The 20,747-nt window shown below is 71.5% G+C and carries 17 protein-coding genes; 12 read left to right on the top strand and 5 right to left on the bottom strand.

Annotated features, from left to right (window positions below; genetic code table 11):
• Positions 1 to 28: 28 nt before the first annotated feature.
• Positions 29 to 1,555, bottom strand: coding sequence for a diguanylate cyclase domain-containing protein (locus ACTMS0_RS26540; protein WP_441157983.1), 1,527 nt, complete (start codon positions 1,553 to 1,555; stop codon positions 29 to 31).
• Between the two features lie 215 nt (positions 1,556 to 1,770).
• On the opposite strand from ACTMS0_RS26540, the gene ACTMS0_RS26545 reads away from it, so the two are divergent.
• The 4 genes from ACTMS0_RS26545 (at position 1,771) to ACTMS0_RS26560 (ending at position 4,713) form a co-directional block, all read left to right on the top strand.
• Positions 1,771 to 2,289: a hypothetical protein gene (locus ACTMS0_RS26545; RefSeq protein ID WP_441157984.1), complete on the top strand. Its 519-nt coding sequence runs from the start codon at positions 1,771 to 1,773 to the stop codon at positions 2,287 to 2,289.
• A 122-nt stretch (positions 2,290 to 2,411) separates the two neighbouring features.
• Positions 2,412 to 2,825: a GntR family transcriptional regulator gene (locus tag ACTMS0_RS26550; protein WP_441157985.1), complete on the top strand. Its 414-nt coding sequence runs from the start codon at positions 2,412 to 2,414 to the stop codon at positions 2,823 to 2,825.
• 11 nt (positions 2,826 to 2,836) lie between these two features.
• Entirely contained in the window at positions 2,837 to 3,727 is an 891-nt protein-coding gene (locus ACTMS0_RS26555) for an ABC transporter ATP-binding protein (protein WP_441157986.1), read from the top strand.
• Positions 3,724 to 4,713: an ABC transporter permease gene (locus ACTMS0_RS26560; protein WP_441157987.1), complete on the top strand. Its 990-nt coding sequence runs from the start codon at positions 3,724 to 3,726 to the stop codon at positions 4,711 to 4,713. The genes ACTMS0_RS26555 and ACTMS0_RS26560 overlap by 4 nt, the downstream gene beginning before the upstream one ends.
• Positions 4,714 to 4,787: 74 nt before the next feature.
• On the opposite strand, the gene ACTMS0_RS26565 is transcribed toward ACTMS0_RS26560, so the two are convergent.
• Positions 4,788 to 5,459 carry a hypothetical protein gene (locus tag ACTMS0_RS26565; protein WP_441157988.1) on the bottom strand — a complete coding sequence of 224 codons (672 nt, stop codon included), beginning with the start codon at positions 5,457 to 5,459 and terminating at the stop codon, positions 4,788 to 4,790.
• Between the two features lie 183 nt (positions 5,460 to 5,642).
• On the opposite strand from ACTMS0_RS26565, the gene ACTMS0_RS26570 reads away from it, so the two are divergent.
• Positions 5,643 to 6,890 (top strand): RNA polymerase sigma factor, encoded by a 1,248-nt coding sequence (locus ACTMS0_RS26570; protein ID WP_441157989.1) that lies wholly within the window; start codon positions 5,643 to 5,645, stop codon positions 6,888 to 6,890.
• Positions 6,891 to 6,985: 95 nt separating this feature from the next.
• Positions 6,986 to 7,351 (top strand): YciI family protein, encoded by a 366-nt coding sequence (locus ACTMS0_RS26575; RefSeq protein WP_441157990.1) that lies wholly within the window; start codon positions 6,986 to 6,988, stop codon positions 7,349 to 7,351.
• An 85-nt stretch (positions 7,352 to 7,436) separates the two neighbouring features.
• Here ACTMS0_RS26575 and ACTMS0_RS26580 read toward each other — a convergent pair whose 3' ends face one another.
• Positions 7,437 to 11,009 (bottom strand): S8 family serine peptidase, encoded by a 3,573-nt coding sequence (locus tag ACTMS0_RS26580; RefSeq protein WP_441157991.1) that lies wholly within the window; start codon positions 11,007 to 11,009, stop codon positions 7,437 to 7,439.
• Between the two features lie 197 nt (positions 11,010 to 11,206).
• Entirely contained in the window at positions 11,207 to 12,871 is a 1,665-nt protein-coding gene (locus ACTMS0_RS26585) for a CocE/NonD family hydrolase (protein WP_441157992.1), read from the bottom strand.
• Positions 12,872 to 13,182: 311 nt separating this feature from the next.
• Here ACTMS0_RS26585 and ACTMS0_RS26590 point away from each other — a divergent pair, with 311 nt between their 5' ends.
• Positions 13,183 to 13,998: a PPOX class F420-dependent oxidoreductase gene (locus ACTMS0_RS26590; RefSeq protein ID WP_441157993.1), complete on the top strand. Its 816-nt coding sequence runs from the start codon at positions 13,183 to 13,185 to the stop codon at positions 13,996 to 13,998.
• A gap of 326 nt (positions 13,999 to 14,324) precedes the next feature.
• The gene (locus tag ACTMS0_RS26595) at positions 14,325 to 14,624 is read left to right on the top strand and encodes a helix-turn-helix domain-containing protein (RefSeq protein ID WP_441157994.1); all 300 of its coding nucleotides are present in this window, start codon (positions 14,325 to 14,327) and stop codon (positions 14,622 to 14,624) included.
• Positions 14,625 to 14,727: 103 nt separating this feature from the next.
• Here ACTMS0_RS26595 and ACTMS0_RS26600 read toward each other — a convergent pair whose 3' ends face one another.
• A complete protein-coding gene (locus ACTMS0_RS26600) occupies positions 14,728 to 16,857 on the bottom strand; it encodes an MMPL family transporter (protein WP_441157995.1) in 2,130 nt (709 codons plus the stop codon).
• Between the two features lie 101 nt (positions 16,858 to 16,958).
• On the opposite strand from ACTMS0_RS26600, the gene ACTMS0_RS26605 reads away from it, so the two are divergent.
• From ACTMS0_RS26605 to ACTMS0_RS26620, 4 genes are all read left to right on the top strand, one after another.
• The gene (locus tag ACTMS0_RS26605) at positions 16,959 to 18,272 is read left to right on the top strand and encodes a histidine kinase (RefSeq protein WP_441157996.1); all 1,314 of its coding nucleotides are present in this window, start codon (positions 16,959 to 16,961) and stop codon (positions 18,270 to 18,272) included.
• On the top strand, positions 18,224 to 18,868 hold the full coding sequence (locus ACTMS0_RS26610; protein WP_441157997.1) for a LuxR C-terminal-related transcriptional regulator: 645 nt from the start codon (positions 18,224 to 18,226) through the stop codon (positions 18,866 to 18,868). Before ACTMS0_RS26605 ends, ACTMS0_RS26610 begins: the two co-directional genes overlap by 49 nt.
• 48 nt (positions 18,869 to 18,916) lie before the next feature.
• On the top strand, positions 18,917 to 20,017 hold the full coding sequence (locus ACTMS0_RS26615; protein ID WP_441157998.1) for a hypothetical protein: 1,101 nt from the start codon (positions 18,917 to 18,919) through the stop codon (positions 20,015 to 20,017).
• 108 nt (positions 20,018 to 20,125) lie between these two features.
• Positions 20,126 to 20,743 (top strand): hypothetical protein, encoded by a 618-nt coding sequence (locus ACTMS0_RS26620; RefSeq protein WP_441158000.1) that lies wholly within the window; start codon positions 20,126 to 20,128, stop codon positions 20,741 to 20,743.
• Positions 20,744 to 20,747 lie beyond the last annotated feature (4 nt).

Consider the following 20,747-nt stretch of genomic DNA (forward strand, 5'->3'; position numbering starts at 1 on the left):
GTCGGTGATGGGGTTTGACGGGCGCAGGCTACGGCCGGGGTGTGACACGCTCCGATGTGGCGAGGCAGATCTGCAGGCCGGGGGTGGCGCGCCGGTCCTGCTTCGCCGTGTACATCGCGGCGTCCGCCCTCCGGATCAACCGCTCGCCGTCCTCGGGGCCGTCGTTCCACGCCACGCCGATGCTCGCGCCGAGCCGCACCGGTTCACCGGCGACGACGAACGGCGGGCGGAAGACCCGTTCGATCCGCCGGCACAGCTCCGTCGCGTCGTGCCGCTGCGCGTCCACGCACAGGATGACGAACTCGTCGCCGCCGAACCGGCTCACCGTGTCGCCCGGGCGGGCGCAGCCGCGCAGCCGCCCCGCCAGGTCCGTCAGGACCTGGTCGCCCCTGGCGTGGCCGTACCGGTCGTTGACGCTCTTGAACCCGTCCAGGTCGCAGAACAGCAGCACCACCGGGCGGCCGGCTCCCAGTGCGGCGTCCAGGCGGCGGTGGAACTCCGCACGGTTCGGCAGGTTGGTGACGGGGTCGACGCTCGCCTGGTAGTGCAGGACCCGTACCCGCTCCGACCAAACGTGCCAGATCCGCAGCATGACCAGCGGCGTCACCGCGGCCATGTTGACCGCGAGCAGCGCCATGTCGACGTCCCGGTCGAGCAGTTCGCTGGCGCCGCCCACGGCGGGCATGGCGCACAGCGCCAGCCCGAGGAAGACCAGCCGCTCCTTGCTCAGCTCGTCCGCCGGTGCCGGCCCGGGCTGGAGCAGGCGGACGACCGAGCGGGCGAGCGCGGTCAACCCGACCGCCGTGTACCCCGCCAGGTACGTCATGTCCGTGTACGCCGGCCGGTCGCTCGACCCGGGGACGACAACCAGTGCGACGGTGACCACCCCGACGAGGGAGAAGCCCATCGCGGTGAGCAGGAACCACAGCGCCGGGATGAACTCCCGGGCCGTCAGCAGCAGCCGGACCAGGCACCCGAAGATGCCGGTCAGCATGAAGACCATCACGCACGTCGCGATCTGCGACATGGCCGGGGCGCCGGCCTCCCGCAGGTGCGGCATGAGGACGAAGTTCCAGAGCACGCCGCCGGCCACCATGGACATGATCGTGCTGTCGATCATGCCGCCGACGTCGTCGCGGCCCCGCCGGGCGACGATCGTGATCGCCCCGGCGAACATGAACACCTGGGCCAGCGCCGCGAAGAGTCCCACGGCGGCGCCGTCGCCGCTCGGCAGGTCCATCGCGAAGACGTACCAGTACCAGGCCACGTTGCTGGCGTTGAAGCTGACCAGGGCGGCGAGCATGAACCAGAACGGTTTCCGGTGTCCGGCGGGCGTCCGGTTCAGCCCGATCATCACCGCCGGCACCGTCGCGAAGGACAGGAGCAGGAAGTCCACCATCTTCTGCTCGTCGGACAGGTACGGGTACACCATGATGCCGACACCGCAGAAGATCAGGTAGCCGACGCTCAGGCCCAGCCCGGTCGGTTCCTGGTGCAGGCCGCGGTACCGGCCGACCCGGCGCGCGGTCCAGTCCACGCGGTCGAAGACGCTCACGATCAACACCGTAGGGAGATCGATCGCCGTATGGTAGACGCGGCGCACATGATGGACCGTGACCGTTCGGCCAGCGGGCACCGCCAGAGCGGTGACGGCCGGACCGGCCGTGCCGGGATGGCGAACAGCCGGCACCGTCAATACGGTACGTAGGGGTGAGCGGCCCGACCGGGCCGCCGCCGATGCGCCGGCCGGTCCCCGTGGGGTGAGGACGAGTGACGGGTTCCACCGACGACAGCCGCCCCGGTGGGGGTGGCCGGCCCGGCCGGGACGAGACGGTGGGTCGCGCCGGCCAGTGTCCGGGCTGCGGCCGGTCCACGGCCCACGACGTCTGCCTGCACTGCGCCGCCGAGGACCACTTCCGCAGCGCGTCGCTGGTCCGTGGCTTCGTGGCCTTCCCCGACCGTGAGGCGCCGGTACCGGGCCGGCCGCCGCCCGCCGGACCGGCCCACCGGCCGGCGGATCGGGTACGCGGGGTGCCGGACCGTACCTTTTCCGCCCCCGCCTTCCTGCCGGCGCCGCCGCGGCCCGTGCCCCGAGCCGGGTCCACCGCCCGTACCGGCCATCAGCAGGAGTGCAGCGGCTGGGGGCCGGAGAAGATCCTCCTGAGCGTCGCCATCGGCCTCGGGGCGATCCTGCTCGCGGCGCTGGTCGGCATCGTGGGCGCGGTCATGACCGGTCCGGTGAGCGGCCCGGGCGTGGACGCCACCTCGAGCACCGACCCGCCGGGCTGACGTCCACTCCTGACGGCCGGGCCGGCTGTCGTACCCGCCGAGTCGCTTGACATCGCCCCTCTCCACACCCACCCTGTCCTATAGTCCTACTGTCGTAGGACAACAGGGGAGGGCTACGGCTAGTGATCGAGTTCGTGTTGGACAGCCGGTCGAAGGTGAACACGTACGTGCAGCTGGTCCAGCAGGTCAAGCAGGCCCTCCGGGTGGGCCTGCTGAGCCCGGGTGACCAGCTGCCGAAGGTGCGTGAGGTGGCGCAGTCCCTGGCCATCAACCCGAACACGGTCCTCAAGGCGTACCGCGAACTGGAGATCGAGGGCCTCGCGGAGGGCCGCCCGGGGGTGGGTACCTTCGTCACCCGCAGCCTCGCCGGGGCGTCCCTGCCCAACCAGGCGGAACTACGCGCGGACCTGGTGGCCTGGCTGGACCGGGCACAGGCCGCCGGGCTGACGCCCGAGGACATCACCGCCCTGGTGGAGACGACCCTGCGGGCGTCGCTCCCCACCGAACCACCACAGCAGACCGCGTCGGCACGATGAAAGGACACGCCATGCAGGCAGCGGTGGAGACCGACCAACTCGGCAAACGGTACGGCAGACAGTGGGCGCTGCGGGACTGCTCGCTGCACCTGCCGGTCGGCCGCATCGCCGCCCTGGTCGGGCCCAACGGAGCGGGCAAGAGCACCCTGCTCCACCTGGCGGTCGGGCTGTCCCGGCCGGACGCCGGCGCGGTGCGGATCTTCGGCGAGACCCCGTACCGGAACCCGGCGGCCCTCGCCGGGATCGGCTTCGTCGCGCAGGACACCCCGCTCTACCGGGACTTCACCGCCGCCGAGTTGATCACGATGGGCGGCAAGCTGAACCAGCGGTGGGACGCGGCGCTCGCGCGTACCCGCCTGGCCGATCTCGGCCTCCCGCCGGACAAGCCGGTCGGCAAGCTCTCCGGCGGGCAGCGCGCCCAGGTCGCGCTCGCCCTCGCTTTGGCCAAGCGGCCCCGGCTGCTGCTGCTCGACGAACCGGTGGCCAGCCTGGACCCGCTCGCCCGGCGGGCGTTCCTCCAGACCCTGATGGGCAGCGTCGCCGAGACCGGCACCACCGTGCTGCTGTCCTCGCACCTGCTGGCCGACGTCGAGCGGGTCTGCGACTACGCGATCGTGCTGAACGCGGCCCAGGTCCGGCTCGCCGGCCCGGTCGACGACCTGGTCGCCACGCACCGACGGCTGGTCGGCCCCCGGCACGACGGCACCACGATCCCCGGGGTTGCGGAGATCGTCCGGGCCAGCCACACCGACCGGCAGTCGACCCTGCTGGTCCGCACCGACGGACCGGTCGCCCATCCGCAGTGGACGGAGCACGACGTGGCCCTGGAGGACGTCATCCTGGCCTACCTCGCCGACGGCGACACGCAGGCCAGCCACGAGGCATGGGGGGTTCCGGCATGATGTGGCTGACCTGGCGGCAGCACCGCCGAGAGGCATTCTTCGCGCTGGCCGCGCTCGCGGTCCTCGGCACGCTGATGGCCGCCACCGGGCTGGCCATGCGCAACGCCTTCGACGACTACGGGTTGGCCGAGTGCGTGACCCGCTTCCGTGACGTCGGTGCGGGACCCGGTCTCGGTGAGACCTGCAACCGGGCCTTCAACCAGTTCTACGACCAGTACGACATCCTCAACTTGGTCGGGGTCCTGTTCCTGGCCCTGCCGCTTATCGTCGGCCTGTTCTGGGGCGCCCCGCTGATCGCCCGCGAGGTCGAGCAGGGCACGCACCGGCTGGTCTGGACCCAGGGCGTCAGCCGGCGGCACTGGGTGCTGGTGAAGTTCGGGCTCATCGGCGCCGCGGCGCTGGTCGCGTCCGTCGCGTACGGCCTGGGTGTGTCCTGGTGGATGTCCCCGCTGAACCAGGGCTGGGAGCAGAGCCGGTTCGACGCCTTCTTCTTCGACATGCAGGGCGTGGCGCCGATCGGGTACACGCTCTTCGCGGTCGCGCTGGGCGCCTTCGCCGGGACGGTCTGGCCCCGCATGCTCCCCGCGATGGCCGCGACGCTGGTCGGTTTCGTCGGCGTACGCGTCGCCGTGGCCGTGCTGGCCCGGCCCCGCTACCTGCCCGCCGAGGAACTCACGTACCCGGTGCAGGGCGCCACCGAGCCGAACCGGGTCGGCGGGGACTGGGTCCTGTCCAACGGGGTCCGCGACGCCTCCGGCAAGCTGGTCGCCCCCAACTCCGAGGTGATCTGCCCGCCCGGTGCCACGGGGCCGGACGGCCGGGTCTGCGGCGCGGATCTCGGGATCGGGCCGGGCGCGTACAACTGGCAGCTCTACCAGCCCGGCAGCCGCTACTGGCTGTTCCAGACGATCGAGACCGGCGTCTTTGCCGCTCTCGCGGCGCTGCTGATCGTCCTCGCCGTCCGCCGGATCCGCCGCCTCGCCTGATGACGTCCGGGGTGCGGGCCTCGATGCCCGCACCCCGGACGTCCAGCACCGTCGCAAGCCGGGCTGTCAGCAGCTCACCGCGAGGGTTGGCGCGTCCAGTCCGACGATCCGGCGGGCCGGCCCTCCGATCGGTCAGACACCAGGCTGGCCCAGTCGGTGCGGCCGGCCCAGCCCTGGCCGCCGGCCGCGACCGGCTCCGGCTCCGGTGTTCCGGCGGGCCTGCCCAGGCCGAGACCGTCCACGCCCACCGGGCGGTCCTTCTCCGACACGGCCGGGAGGATCTCGTCCGGGGTCAGCGTCGCGGGTGCGGCGGCGGCCGGCTCCGGCCAGCGCCGCCAGCGGCGGATGCTCACGACCCCGACGAGGAGCAGCGAGCCCACCAGCAGTGCCGTCCCCGTCCGTACGGGAGCCATCAGGTCGACCCGGTAGCCGCCCAGGGTCAGCGTGTGGTCGAACAGGGTTGTCGTCAGGCCCGGGCTGACCAGCAGAACGAGGTAACTGGCCGAGTAGATCAACCCGGCCAGCGCCGCGCCCAGCGGGGAGAACCGGAGCGTGGCGATGAGCCCGAGCAGGATCCCGGCCGCCGCCAGCACCAGCACAGGTCGAAGGAGATCACCGCCGTCCGGCACGCCACCGTCCGGTGCGTTCGCGAAGGCGCGGGTGGACCGGTCCTGGCCGGCGGCGATCAGGATCCAGGCGAGCGGACCCACAATGGCTGCGGCGATCACAGTTCCGAGATGTCGCATCCGGGCAAGGTACCGATCTTCCTCATCGATGGGCAGGCTCGCTAAGGGAAACTTAAATCGCCGTGAGGCAACCATTCCGGTCCTCCCGCCAGCGGCCTGACGGTCCGCTTCCGCGTGATCGCTGACAGCCGACGCGCCGGGGGTCGGTGGCGGCACGGTGGCCGCGACTGCTGTCATGTGCCCATGAGCGAGTCCGAGGTACGGCGCACCGTCGAGGCGGTGTGGCGGCTGGAGGCCGGGCGGGTGGTCGCCGGCATCGCCGCGATCGTCCGCGACGTCGGGCAGGCCGAGGAGCTGGCCCAGGACGCGCTGGTCGCGGCCCTCGAATCGTGGCCGCGCGAGGGCGTACCGGCCAATCCCGGCGCCTGGCTGACCACCGTCGGCAAGCGGCGGGCCATCGACGCCGTACGCCGCCGGCAGACCGGAGAGCGCGTGGTCGCCGCGCTCGGCCGCGACCTCGACGAGCAGATCACCCCCGACTTCGACGCCGCGCTCGAGGACCGCATCGAGGACGACCTGCTCCGGCTGATCTTCGTGGCCTGCCACCCCGTGCTCTCGCCGATCGCCCGCGCCGCGCTCACCCTGCGGCTCGTCGGCGGCCTCACCACCGGCGAGATCGCCCGCGCCTTCCTCACCACCGAGTCCACCGTCGGCCAGCGGATCACCCGCGCCAAGGCCACCCTCGCCGCCGCTCGCGTCCCCTTCGAGGTCCCCGGCCCGGCAGAGCGCGCCGAGCGCCTCGACTCGGTGCTGGAGGTCGTCTACCTGATCTTCAACGAGGGGTACGCGGCCACCGCCGGCGACGACTGGATGCGGCCCACCCTCGTGCAGGAGGCCCTGCGCTTGGCCCGGCAACTCCAGGGGCTGATGCCCGACGAGCCCGAGGTGCACGGCCTCGCCGCGCTGCTGGAGATCCAGGCGTCCCGCATCCACGCCCGCACCGGCCCCGACGGCGAGCCCATCCTCCTCAACGACCAGGACCGCACCCGCTGGGACCAGCTGCTCATCCGGCGCGGCCTGGCCGCCCTCGACCGCGCCCGCGACGGTGTTTCCGGCCCGTACGCGATCCAGGCCGAGATCGCGGCGTGTCACGCGCGGGCGCGTACCCCCGAGGAGACGGACTGGACGCGGATCGCGGCCCTCTACGCGGAGCTGGCCCGGCTCGTGCCCTCGCCCGTCGTGGAGCTGAACCGGGCCGTCGCCGTCGCCCAGGCCGACGGGCCCGCCGCCGGCCTGGAGGTGGCCCGGGCGCTGGCGGACGAGCCGGCGCTGGCGCAGTACCACCTGCTGCCCAGCGTGCTCGGGGACCTGCTCGCCAAGCTGGGGCGGCACGACGAGGCTCGGCGGGAGTTCGAGCGCGCGGCGTCGCTCGCCGGCAACGCCCGGGAGCGGGCGCTGCTGCTCGACCGGGCCGCCGCGTGCGGCTCTTAAAAAATCTTGAAAGAGGATGTCGGATCCGGGTCGGCCCGATCGACGCGCTAGTGAAGGCCCGAGATGGTGTTGCCTACGTGGAAGGAAGTCCTGAGATGCGCTACATGCTGATGCACAAGCTCGACGAGAACCAGCCGCGCGCCTTCGACCCGAGCCCCGAGTTCATCGAGAAGATGGGCGCCTTCATCGAGGAGGCGCAGAAGGCCGGCGTGTTCCTGGCCGGTGAGGGCCTGGAGAAGAGCAGCAAGGAGTCCGGCCGCATCACCGCGGAGAAGGGCAAGGTGACCGTCACCGACGGGCCGTTCACCGAGACCAAGGAGCTGATTGCCGGCTTCGCGCTGATGGAGGTGCGGGACAAGGACGAGGCGATGGAGTGGGGGCGGCGGTTCGTCAACCTCTTCATCGAGGACGGGGTCGACGTCGAGGTCGACGTCCGCCGGGTCTTCGAGTTTCCGGCCTGAGCAGAGGTACGGCTGGGGAGCCGGCGCGGTGGCCGGCTCCCCAGTCCCGTCTGCGGTCGGTTCGCTTGAGGGACGGTGCGTAGGGCTAATGCATCGTGACCCGTACCACGTCCCGTGCCGTCTCGATCCCTCGCTCGACCAAGCGGACCAGGATCATCTTCCGGCCGGAGCCGTACTCGTCGGTGTCCATGCTGAAGGTCCAGTCCGTCAAGCCCGTGGCGGCCCGCCACCCGGCCGGATCGGCCGCGCCGTTGCGGTCCACCACCTGCCACTGCACCACGGCGTTCGGCGTGACCGTGAACGTGCTCGCCGTCACCGCCGACGTGGTGCTGTCCTGGCGTGCCCGCGCGTAGACGGTGTGCTCACCGACCGGCAGCTTGCCGAGCGACACCGACCAGGTGCCGGTCGCCGAGTCGAGTTCCGCCTCCACCGGATTGCCGAACGACGCGTCGTCGACCGATACCTCGACCCGGCGCTGGCTCGGGTGGTCGCCCGCGCCGGTCGGGTCCTCGCCCAGGTCGGGGAACGTGTACCGCCCGCCGGCGCGCACCGTCTCGTCCTCGGACACCGCCGTGCCGTCCGCCGGCGAGTCGATCGTCACCCCGAAGTCCAGCCCGCTCGGCGGCAGCGACGCGGGCGTGATCTGTACGCGGGACGCGTGCTGACCTTCGAACCCGAACGCCCAGGACCGCGCACCGAGCAGTTGCACCTGGAACGTGAGCTGCTCCCCGGTGAACGCCGGCCGGTTGGTGCGGAACGAGTAGGCGTACCGGGTCCAGCAGGTCTCGCCGAGGGTGGCGCACGTTGCGCCGCCCGGCCCGCTGCCGAGCACCGGCTGGGCCAGCCCTTCGCCCGTGCCGATCTCGCGGTCGGTGGCCATCAGTACGCCGACCGGCCGGATCACGGCGGGTGTTTCACCGGCGATGTACAGCTCCACGTTGACCGTCGACTCGGCGGGCAGCGGTGCGTCGAGGGTGTCCGTACTGGCGAAGATGCCCACCGGCCGGAACGCCGCGACCACCGACGTGACCCGGGACTCGAAGCAGGGTTCCAGGTCGCCCGCGCTGTCGGCGCGGTCCATGTACTGCTCGTTGTCCGTCGTCGCGCAGCCGGTCACGCCGGGCTTCGACGCGACACGGCGGTGCAGCCAGTACGACAGGGTGTTGTCACCGAGCGGCTGGAGCGTGGATTGTGCCGCGGGCGACTTGGCCGCCGCGACCTTCTGCAGTACGGCCAGCGCGCCGGCGGACGTGGCCACGTCGGCGAGGTCCACGCCGAGCCCGTTGGCGAGCGCCGAGGAGTCGGTCTTGCCGTCGCCGTCTCGGTCGAAGCCACCCCACAGGGTGTCCCGCACGGCCCGGTCGTACGCGAAGAACTGGTCCTCGAACGGCCGCTCCGGCAGTTGCGCCTCGCCGAGCAGGACGGTGACCGCCCGCTGGGCGGCCTCCGGGGTGGCCGCCCCGTACCCCTCGAAGAGCACGTTCGGCTCGCCCGTGTACGGCGCGGTCAGCGGGTACGCGTACGGCGCTCCCGTCTTGTCCCGCCCGAGCGGCAGGGCGCTCTTGAGTACGGCCTGCCGCAGCTCGTCGCGGGTCAGCTTGCCGTCGGCGAGGTAGCCACTCTCCGCGCGGGGCACGCCGACTGCCACCGCCTGACCGGGGCGCTGCCCCGCGGCGCCGTCGCCGAGAGCGGCCCGCACCTGGCCGAGCACCGTGCCGAATACCCCCGCGGTGTACGGCGTCGCGGCCGAGGTGCCGCCGAAGGCGCACTGGCCCACGGTGCCGGTCCGGCAGGCTGAGGGCAGGTTGCCATCACCCCAGGACGACAGGTGTACCGGGATGCCGTCGCCGACGATCGCCCGCTGGTTGTCGCGCCGGATCGCTCCGACGGTGATGTTCCAGTCCGGTCCGGTCTGGTCGGAGTGCCAGGTGCTCACCGGTACGTCGAACGCGTTGCCGACCCCGTTGCCGGCGGCGAACAGGGTGGTCTGGCCGCGCTCGGCCGCCCGCTTGGTCACGTCCTGCCCGTTCACGATGGGACCGACGGGCGCGCCGCCGACGTAGCCGAACGAGTTGCTGGAGATGTCGACCCAGGGCAGTTTGGCCACGACGGTTTCGTCCAGCGCCTCGACGACGACCAGCAGACAGGTCGGGCAGTAGCCGTACCGGTTGCCGGCGGAGACCGACGCGGATCCCGAGCCGTGCCCGTTGTCGTCCAGGATCGGATGCGGGTCGTCGGATGACGTGACCCCGGTCGAGCCACCGGCGTCCACCGCTCCGATGATCTTCGTGCCCGGGATCCAGTACATCGAGCCCGCCTGGATCGTGGTGTTCCCCGACCAGATCTTGGTGTCCTCCGGCGGGAAGTAGCCCCGGCCGAGCGTGATGTTCAGCGCCTTGGCGTCCTTGGGATAGCCGGGAACGTACTCGCCGGGGTGCCGGGTGAAGTTCCTGGTCAGCGCGAGGACGTCCGGGTCCGGGTAGGTCTGCGCGGAGAACTCGAGGTGATACGGGTTGATGCCGGTGTCGGCGATGCCGATCACGGTCAGCGGCGTGGTCTTCGTGGCGATCACCGCCGGATCGGCCACCAGCACGCTGGTGGTCTCCCGCCGCTCGAGTCCCGCCGCGTCGGTGGCCTTCAGCGTCACCAGGTGCCGCCCCTCGGGCAGGTGCGCGGTCACCGAGGCGCCGGCGGTCTCGAACACCCCGTCGCTGTCGAGGTCCCAGGCCGCGACGACCGGCGCTGCTCCGCCGTTGACCGTGCCGCGCAACGCCTGCTCGGCGCCGGTCGCGAACGCGTACGGCCCGCCGGAGGTCACCTCGGGCCGCGGGTCGGCGGCGCCGGTCTCGCCGGTCACCACGACCCGTACCTGCTCGGGCGGCACGGTGGCGAACTTGACCGCGACCGCCCGCCAGGCACCGGGCGCGGGCGAGGCGACGACCGCCTCCTCCGGCTGGCCGGCCGAGGCGCCGGACGATGCCACCCGGGCACCCGTCGGGTCGTACACCTCCAGGTCATAGTCGTTGACGGGGTTGGTGAAGGAGAGCTTGACGGTGATCCGCCGGGTTCCGGCCGGCACCGCAAAGCCGAACTCCAGCTTCTCCCCGGTCGCCACGGTCCCTGGGGTGAGGTCGCTGGCGGTCCGGTCGAGCAGCGTAGTCTCGCCGGCCTGGTAAACCACGACGCGTACGGTGTCCGACGTGGACTCCCCGGTGGCGTCCCGCACGGTCAGGGTCACCGGGTAGCTGCCGGCGGCCAGGCCGGTGGTGTCCAGCTCCGTGCTGGACGCGTCGGGGCTGATGAGTTTGCCGGCCGGGCTGGACCAGGAGAACTGGTACGGGGCGGTGCCGCCGTACGCCGAGCCGAGCAGGACCGCGCGCTCGCCGGCGGCGACGAACGGACTGTCGCCGGCATCGGCGACCAGCGGCGCCGGCGCGGGCGCGGGGGTCGTGGCTGCGGGATCGGCCGTCCCGGCGACCGGGACCGTACCCGACAACGGTGTCGACACCTTGCCGTTCTTCACGGGCTTGCCATCGACGGTGGCGACCGTGACGGTCGCTGAGGTCGCCGCACCGGCGGTGCCCGGTGGGAGGGCGACGAGCAGGGCGAGTGTCGCGACACCGGCCGCGACAAGGGCGCCTCGTGTCTTTGTGGACACGCGGGTTCCCCTTTCACTGGGAAGGAAGACCGACGGAAGCCTGTCCTACCGATGTATCGCCCAGGCCACCTGCGGCGTAACAGGCGCTCGACGCCGCTGCGCTCGCAACCATCCGCCAGTCGGTCATACCGCCAGTCGCGGACTCGGAATCGGGTAGGGGTCCGGGCGAACCGGACCCCTACCCGCATCACGACAGCTCAAGACCGCTCGAACCGCAGCGAGGTATCGACCGGGAGGGTGAGCCGGGCGTCGGCCAGATCCAGCACGATCGTCGACCCGTCGGCCACCGGTTGCAGGCTCGGCTGATCACCCACGCTGTTACCGGCCGCCACCAGCACGATCCGGCTACCGGCTTGGACGACCGTGTCCTGCGGGAAGAAGTCGACGCTCACCCGCTGCGGCAGACCAGCGACGCTCAACCGGCCGGCCGCCGGATCCGTCACGTGGTTGAGGCTCTGCGCCGCCCAGTTGATCGGGCGCTCGGTGCCGTCGGCCCGCCGTTCGATCAGCGACAGCACCAGGCTGGCCCGGTTGCCGCTGGCGGTGACCGTGGCCTGATACCTGGGCATGCCGGACAGCACCATGTCGCGGTCCAGCGGGGCCGAGGCGAAGAGCACCTTGCCGTCGCCGAGGCCACTGCTGGACTCCTCGGCCTCCGTGGCGAGCCGACCCTGGTAGTCGTAGTAGTGCACCGAGCCGGTGCCTGGTGCGGTGCGGAGGCTGCCATCGGCGCGCGGGTACAGCTCCACTGCGTCCCGGACACCCAGCAGCCAGTCCTTCTCGTGCCGCCACCGCCCGGCGTCGTCCTGAACCTGGACGGCCGGCGCGGCGAGGATGCCGGTGTTGCGTTCCTTCAGGAACTGGTCGAACCAGGCAACCATCACCTGCTCCCACCAGTCGGCGCGTGCCGGCCACGCGTGCGCCCACTGGCCCAGCCATGCCTTGAACGGCACCCCGGTCCGTTGTACATCGGCCAGCCAATCGGCCATGTTGTGCGGCTTCACGTTCCAGTCCTGCAGGCCATGGATGTAGAAGACACTCGCCCGCTGCCGGTTCGGCGTGGCGCGCAACTCGGCACCGAAGTCACGCAACTGCCAGTACCCGTCCTTGTTCCCGTCGACGGTGGAGGTGACGCCGCCCTCCTGGACCCAAACCTGCTCGGAGCAGACCTCGCCGGCGACGGCGCCCGGTACGTGCACCGGATCGCGCAGTTGGGTGCTGCCGGTGTACAGGCCGACCGGACTGAGCCCCACCAGGGTCCAGTAGTAGGTGTTGAACCCGAAACCCTGGATGTTGATCGGCACTCCGTTGACGAAGTTGTACTTGTACAGGTCAGAGATTCCGCTGATCGGCACGATCGTCTTGAGCGACGGTGGCGCTTCCACCCACACGTCCTGTGGTGCGGTGCCGTCGTAGCTGACGCCCATCAGCCCGACCCGCCCGTTCGACCATGGCTGATGGCCGTAGTGTTCGATCACCGCCGCGGTGTCCCGGGCCTCGGTCGGGCCACCGATGGTGAAGCAGCCCTCGGAGTTGCCGGTGCCGCGCAGCGACACGACGCCGTAGGCGTAGCCGCGGGGCACCAGGACATCCGCAGCCCGGCCGAGTAGATGGCGGAGACCGCCCTCCAGCACCGGCGAGCCGCCACCGTAGTACGGCGTCACGTCGAGCACCACCGGGACCGGTTCGCTGACCGGCGGGCGAACGATCCAGCTGTCCACCATCGCGCCGTCGGGTGCGGCAATCCGATGGTGCTCGACGATCGAGCCGGTCACCGTCACCCCGGGGATCGGTTGTGACACATCGTGCAGGTACGCGGTGGTCGGCGGGCTGTCCGACACGGCCGGCGCCGGCGCGACCAACGGGGATTCCCCGGCCGCCGGCGCCGGGGCTGCCGGGATTAGCAGGACCGCAGCCACCCCGGCCGGCAGCCACCAGCGAACGCTCCGTCTGCGAGTAGTCGACGTCATCGCCGCCCCCGTGCGGTCGGCGCAGAAGGTAACCGAACGACGGACACAAGGCCCTCCGAGAGGTGAGAAGGAATCGACGCTTGTGATATCTGCGCAGCTCACCAGAACGCAACAGCTGCGGCAGGTCGACGTCCGTCGGGGTCAGCCAGTGGTGCGTCCGCACCCCTCGGTCACATCCTCGGGGCCTGCCGCGTTGTCCGGGCATGAGAGGGATCGTGCGCGGCCCCGCCGCGCTGCTGGCTGCGCTCGCTGTCGTGGTCGGCGTGTGGGCGTTGGTCGCACCGGACAGGTTCGCCGCGGCGGTCAACTTCCCGGAGCATCGGCACTTCGTCCATGACGTGGGCGCCTTCCAGCTCAGTATCGGGGCTACGCTCCTGCTGGCCCTGATCTGGGCGGACGGGCTCGCGGTCGCTCTTGGCGGGTACCTCGTCGGGGCGGTCGCACACACCGTGTCGCACATCGTCGACCGGAACGAGGGTGGCAGCGATCTGCAGACCTGGTTGATCGCGGTGTCGGCTCTCGTGGCCGCGGCTGCGCTGGTGGCGCGGTGGCGGGAGCTCGGCTGGGTGCTGGGTTTCGTGGCGCCGACTCGTGTGTCATCGCTCGTGCCGTTCGGGCGGCAGAAGACCGTCGCGCTGACCACGTTCCGCCGGGACGGCACGCCGGTCGCGACGCCGGTCAGCATCGCGGTGGCGGGTGATCGGGCGTACGTACGCAGCTTCGAGCGGGCGTGGAAGACGCGGCGGATCGCGCACAATCCTGCGGTGGTGGTGGCGCCGTCGACGGCGCGTGGCGTGGCGACCGGGCCGGGGGTGGCGGCTTTGGCGCGGCGCTTGACGGGTCCGGAGTATGTGGGGGCCGCCCGTGCACTGCGTCGGAAGTATCCGCTGCTGCACGGGGTGCTCGTGCCGCTGGCGCATCGGGTCGGGCGGCGCCGGTTCGGCCGTACGGTTCACTTCGCGCTGGTCCCTGCAGGTGTGGACCGGGCTGAGGTGGCGGCACCCGAGGCGCGGTCCTGAACGTCCGGCAAACGTGCCGAGCGGGACGGAGTGGTGAGGCACGGCCGGTGCGCTGGCGCCTCATCTCATTTCCGGAATCAGCGAGACACGCGGGACGAGGCTCCCCGTGGAGGATCCGTCAGGTTATAGCATCGATGCTATGACCTGGGGTAGCGTTGAGCTGGAACCAGAAGTCCGAGATTGGTTGGAGGGGACTACCGAGCACTGACTTCGCGCGAGCGGCCTTCTATATCGATCTCCTTGCTAGCCGAGGGGTGCACCTCGGCGCGCCGGGCGCTCGACCGATGTGTGGCGGAGCGGCACACCGTGAAGGAGGGGGCAGAGCGATGACCGACCGGGTCGATTGGAATGACCTGCGTGATCGCCGGATGGCGGAGCCGGGGGCTACGGAAGCGTACGAGGCTGCCCGGATCGCCTTCGAACTCGGTGAGGAGGTCCGGCATCTACGGGAGCGCCACGGCTGGAGCCAGGCACAACTCGCCCGAGCTGCCGGCATGACCCAGTCCGCCGTCGCCCGGTTCGAGGCCGGGGGCACTGTCCCTACTCTGCCGGTCCTGGAGCGGCTGGCCCGAGCCTTCGACCTGAAGCTCGACGTGCGTTTCACACCGCCGGCGGACGCTGCCTGATCAGGGCTGTCCGCGATCAGGCGGCGACCGGTGGGCAACGTGCGGCGCCGGCCGTACCGTCGGGGTACGGCCGGCGCCCATGAGTTCTCCCGCAGCCGGGCTCCTACGGCCCCACCGGAATCCGCTCGACCGGCGGGGCGGCGACCGGCCGGAACGCCGGCCGCGCCAGGGCGCTCGGCCACCAGGTGCGGGGGCCGAGGTCCAGCGCCAGCGCCGGGACGAGCAGGCTGCGGATGAGGAACGTGTCCAGTAGCACCCCGACGCCGATGATGACCGCCGTCTGTACGGACGGCACCAGCGGCAGGACGCTCAGCGCGCCGAACGTGGCGGCCAGCACCACGCCCGCGCTGGTGATCACTCCGCCGGTCACGGTCAGCGCGTGCAGCACACCGTGCCGATGCCCGAGCCGCGCCGTCTCCTCCCGCGCCCGCGTGGCGAGGAAGATGGTGTAGTCCACGCCGAGGGCGACGAGGAACAGGAACGTCTGCAACGGGATCCCGACGAACAGCTTCGGGTAGCCCATCGCGTCGAGGACCAGCCCGGCCGCGCCCATCGCGGCGACGTAGGACAGCACCACGCTCGCCAGCAACAGCAGCGGCGCGACCAGTGCCCGCAGCAGCAGCACCAGGATGACGAAGACGACCGCCAGCACCAGCGGCACCACCACCCGATTGTCCCGGCCGACCGTCCGCTCCTCGTCGATCAGGTACGCCGTGTCCCCGCCCACCAGCGCCTGCGCCCCCGGCACGGCGTGCACCGCGGCGCGGAGCCGCTCGACGGTGGCCAGCGCCGCGTCGCTGTCCGGCGTGTGGGCCAGGACCGCGGCAACGCGTACCCACCGGCCGTCCGGAGAGGCTTCCGGCGCGCCGACCTCGGCCACCCCCGGCACGGTACGGGCGGCGGCCACCACCTGGTCGGCCGAATCGGCGGCGGCCAGGATCTCGGCGGGTGACACCGTTCCGCTCGCGTAGTGCGCCTCGATCATCCGCTGGCCGGTCACCGAGCCGACCTCCTTGGTGAAGGACTCGTCGCCCGGCATGCCGATGCTCAGGTTGCCGATGCCGAACGTCAGGGCCACCAGCACCGTCGCCGTTCCCAGCCACACCGGGCGGGGTCGCCGCCCGACGAACCCGGCGATCCGGCGCCACACCCCGTGCTCAGCCGCCACGTCGAGCCCGACCGCGTCGGGCGAGTACTGCGGCACGAACGGCCAGAACAGCCACCGCCCGAAGATGACCAGCACGGCCGGCAGCAGCGTGGTCATGGCGAGGAACGCCGCGGCGATCCCGACCGCGCCGACCGGGCCGAGCCCCCGGGTGGACGGCAGGTCCGCGGCGAGCAGGCACAGCAGGCCGATCGCGACGGTCGCCGCCGAGGCGCCGATCGCGCCGATCGACCGCCGCAGCGCGACGGCCATGGCCGCGTGCCGGTCGGCGTGCCGGCGCAGCTCCTCCCGGTAGCGGGCGATGAGCAGCAGCGCGTAGTCCACGCCGACCCCGAAGACGAGTACGGTCAGGATGCTCTGGCTCTGGAAGTCCACGGCCAGCCCGGCGTGCCGGGCCAGCAGGTACACCACCGCGCTGGCGAGCTGGTTGGCCAGCGCGACCGTGATGAGCGGGATCAACCACAGAGCCGGGCTGCGGTACGTGACGAGCAGCAGCAACGCGACGGTCGCCGCGGTCGCCAGCAGCAGTGTCGTGTCCATGCCGGCGAACGCGTCGAAGACGTCGTCCTCCGCGCCGGCCGGGCCGGTCAGCGCGGTCCGCAGTTCGGTCGGTGCGTTCTCTAGGTGGCCCTTGATGTCCGCCACCGCCTCCGCCCGCTGGTCGGCGTCGCCGGCGACGGGGAAGGAGAGCAGTAGCGCCTGCCCGTCCTCGCTGGGGACCGGCGGGGGCAGCTGGCCGCCGTCGGCGTACCGGGCGAAGGCCGCGCGGTCGGCGTCGACCTTCGCGTGGTCGGCGTCGGTGAGCCCGCTCTCGCGGACGTAGACGGCGACGGCCAGGGGCTTCTGCGAGTCCGGGAACGCCTCCTCCGCACGCTCCACCGCCCGACTGGCCTCGGCGGTGGCGGGCAGCGCGCCGAGGCTGTCGTTGTCCTGCACCTCGGTCAGCTTGATGGCGAGGGGCCCGGCCGCCGCGATGAGGACGAGCCAGAAGACGAGCAGCGCGTACTTGCTGCGGCGGCCGGGCGCGAGGCCGGCCAGTCGGTGCCGGGGTTCGTTGTGACTGGTCATGCCGTTGATCCTTCGGCGGTTCCCGGTCAAAGGCAGGGGTGTCAGGTCCCGAACGGAGGTGGTGGTAGCACCACCGAATCCGGGGTCGGCGGTGGCGGAGAATGGGCGCCGTGGACAGCTCCGTACGTGCCGTGGTGTGGCAGTGGGTCCGGCCCGGTGCGCTCGCCGCCGTGCAGGGCCTGGCCGTGGCGCTGCTGAGCCTCACCACCAACGTGGTGCTGTTCGTACTGTCGGTGGTGTCGCTCGCGCTCATCCCCGTGCTCGGCATCGGGTTCGCGCTCTTCCCGGCGGTGACCGTGCTGGTGCGGCTGTCGGTGGGGCTGCAACGCCGGCTGAGTCGCTGGAGCCGGGCGCCCATCGCGTCGCCGTACCAGCCGGTCCCTGCTGACGCTTCGCTGGGTACCTGGAAGCGGTTCCGATGGGTGGTCTCGGACGCGGCGACGTGGCGGGACTTCGCCTGGCTGGTCCCGGGCGCGCTCACCGGCGGCGCGTGCCTGCTGGCGTTCGTGCTGCCGGTGTACGGCCTCGAGGGCGTCCTGCTGGTGCCGCTGCTGCTGTACCTGACCATCGACTGGTACGGCTACGGCGTCTTCTGGCCGATGGACAACTTCGTCGAGGCGTGGCTGTCCATGCCGCAGGGCTGGCTGCTCCTGTTCGGCGGGCTGGCCGTCGCGCCGTGGCTGGTGTGGCTGCACTTCCGCTTCGCCGGCTTCTTCCTCGCGCCCACGCAGGCGCAGGAGCTGGCGCTGCGCGTACAGCACCTCGCCGCCACCCGCGCCGACACCATCGACACGCAGGCCGCCGAGCTGCGCCGGATCGAACGCGACCTGCACGACGGCGCACAGGCCCGGCTGGTCGCGCTGCGGATGAGCATCGGCCTGGCCGAAGAACTCCTGGCCGACGACCCGGCGAGGGCGGCGCGGCTGCTCAGCGAGGCGCAGGAGGCCAGCGGCCAGGCGCTGGTCGAGCTGCGCGATCTCGTACGCGGTATCTACCCGCCGGTGCTCGCGGAGCGGGGCCTGGACGGCGCGGTGCAGGCCCTCGCCCTCACCGTCTCGCCGCCCGTGGAGGTCGACCTGGACCTGCCCGGCAGCCCGCCGGCTGCGGTCGAATCCGCGGCGTACTTCGCGGTGGCCGAGCTGCTGACGAATGTCAGCAAGCACAGTGCTGCCTCGCGGGCCTGGGTCCGGTTGGGTTATTCGGGCGGTGCGCTGCGCATGGAGGTCGGCGACGACGGGCGCGGCGGCGCTTCGCTGGATGCGGGCACCGGCCTGGCGGGTGTGCGACGCCGGCTGGCAGCGTTCGATGGCACGATGACCGTCACGAGTCCGCCCGGCGGACCGACCGTCGTGACCATGGAGCTGCCGTGCGGGTTGTCATCGCGGAGGATCTCGCCCTCCTCCGGGACGGGCTGACGCGCATCCTCGACGCGTACGGCTTCACGGTGGTCGAGGCGGTCGCCGACGGGCCCTCCGTGCTGCCGGCACTCACCCGACACAGGCCCGACGTCGCCGTGCTCGACGTACGCCTGCCGCCGACCTTCACCGATGAGGGCCTGCAGGCGGCGCTCGCGGCCCGGACGCAGCTGCCCGGCCTGCCGATTCTCGTGCTGTCGCAGCACGTCGAGCAGCTGTATGCGCGGGAGCTGCTCGCGGATCGCGGTGGGGGAGTTGGTTACCTGCTCAAGGACCGGGTGTCGAACGTCGGCCAGTTCATCGACGCGGTGCGCCGGGTTTCTGAAGGCGGCATGGTGATGGATCCGGAGGTGGTGTCTCAGCTGTTGGCGCGGAACGCTGGGGCGCAGCGGTTGGGGGAGTTGACCGCTCGGGAGCGGGAGGTGTTGGGGTTGATGGCGGAGGGGCGGTCGAATGCGGCGATCGCGGGGCGGCTGTTCGTGACGGAGAAGGCGGTCAGCAAGCACATCAACAGCATCTTCAGCAAGCTGGGGATGCCGCCGTCGGACGACGACAACCGGCGGGTGCTGGCGGTGCTCGCGTACCTGAACGGCTGATTCGCCGGGCCAACAGGGTGTATAAGTATTATCTATGGATGCTAGATAATGCTTATATCGACGTCTGTCTGGCGCGCGCTCACCGAAGCCGGTGTCGCGCTCGTCCCACGCGGCGCCGACCGCGTCGAGCTGATCTATGCCGACGCGCGTGCCACGCTGACTGTCGTGGCGTCCCCGACTCCGCTGAGTCCTAGCGACATCGCTGCGTTGACCAGCCGTCATCCAGAACCTTGCCTGATCATCGTTCCGGCGGCTACGCCCGCCGTTCGAGAAGCAGTCGAAGTGGCGGGCTGGTCATGGTTGGTCGAGAGCGGGCAGCAGATTGCCGGTGCGCTGCGCATCGGCGGGGAACGGATCGCACTGCAGCCTCCGGCAGCAGCGGCTAAGCGATCCGCCAGGCCGGGCCCGGTGCCGTGGGGCACGTTCACCCTTGTCCGCCGAATGATCCAGCGTCCGTGTGCCACCCAGCAGGAACTGGCCGTCCTCGTGGGCGTCTCCCAGCCGCGGGTGTCCCAGGCCTTGCGCACGCTTGCCGATCAAGACGTCGTGCAGCGCACGTCGAGCGGGTGGACGGTCCGGAACATCGATGAGGCGGTCCGGTGGTGGCTGGGGAACTACCCGGGACCGGGAGGCATCAGCACGTACTGGTATGGCTTGGCGCCAGCGGTCGAGCAGGCCCGGACGGTCGTCGAGATGGTCGCGGCAGCCGACCCGCATGGCGTCGCGGTCTCCGGAGATGTCGCGGCCGACATCATCGCTCCCTGGCGTGCCCCGACCCGCGCCATCCTCTATGCCACCACCGGCGTGAACCTGGCCGATGCGGGCTTCATCCCCGCCGGCGAGGAGGAGGCAACGCTCGAATTCACCGTGCCGAGGGACCCGGGTCTGTGGCAGCCGTCCGGTGTGGCGGTACCCGCCACGGCCAGTCTTCCCCTTGCCGACCCGCTCCAGATCCTCTGGGATGTGCGGCGTTCGCCGGGCTCCGACAGCGAGGACGCGGCGCGGCGTGTGTGGGACGTGCTGCGCCGCGATCACCGTGATCGGGGGTACGCGGCATGGCAGGGCCGACGCCAGCGAGTCCGGCCCCGGCCGAGCCCCGACCTGTCTCGCTCGTCTCCACCAGCCGGGCCGCAGACGCCGGATTTTTGACGCTTGCCGATCTGGCGCAGATCGCCACCACCCTTGGCCTGGATTAGCGGATCGTCGGTGGGCACATGGTCACCCTGCTCGTCGCGCTGCACGGGGGTCTCTGCGCAGGTGCCACTGCGCGAGACCGCTGATGCCGACTTCGCCGCGTTGCCCACCGTCATCGCGGACCCTCGTCTGCCAGCCGCCCTCATCGAGCGCGGCTACCGGTCTGGGGAGGCAGCCAACCGATTCACGCGCGACACCGACGATCTGCACGGGCAGCTGAGCCTGGTGATCGACATCCTCGCGCCGTCGTACCGGGGCGGGCTGGTGCCCAACCAGCGGCACGGCGATCTGGTGGTTGACGAGGTGCCCGGCCTCGTACTCGCCCTGCACCGGCCCGCCGAGCTGCTGGACGTCCGCGTTCAGCTCACCAACGGCGGGGATCTCAGCCTGCGCCTCGCGCTTGCGGACGTAGCGTCCGCGCTCTGCATGAAGGCGCTTGCCTACCGCGGACGGTTTGCCTCGAAGGACGCGGTTGACCTGTGGCGGCTCATCCACGCGGCTTACGCCGCCGGGCTGCGAGTCGCTGACTGGCCGGTCAGCGTCACGGGGCGCCAGGCCGCGGAGGTACTGCACCGCTTCTTCGGCACACCCGCCGCGGCAGGGCTCCCGCAGATGTCCTCCAGCGCTGCGGACCGGACTCGGATGCAGGCCCTGGTCCGGCAGCTGGTGCCGGTCGGGTAGCTGC

It is taken from the genome of Micromonospora sp. H33, assembly GCF_052068455.1.
In the GTDB taxonomy this organism is placed as follows: Bacteria; Actinomycetota; Actinomycetes; order Mycobacteriales; family Micromonosporaceae; genus Micromonospora.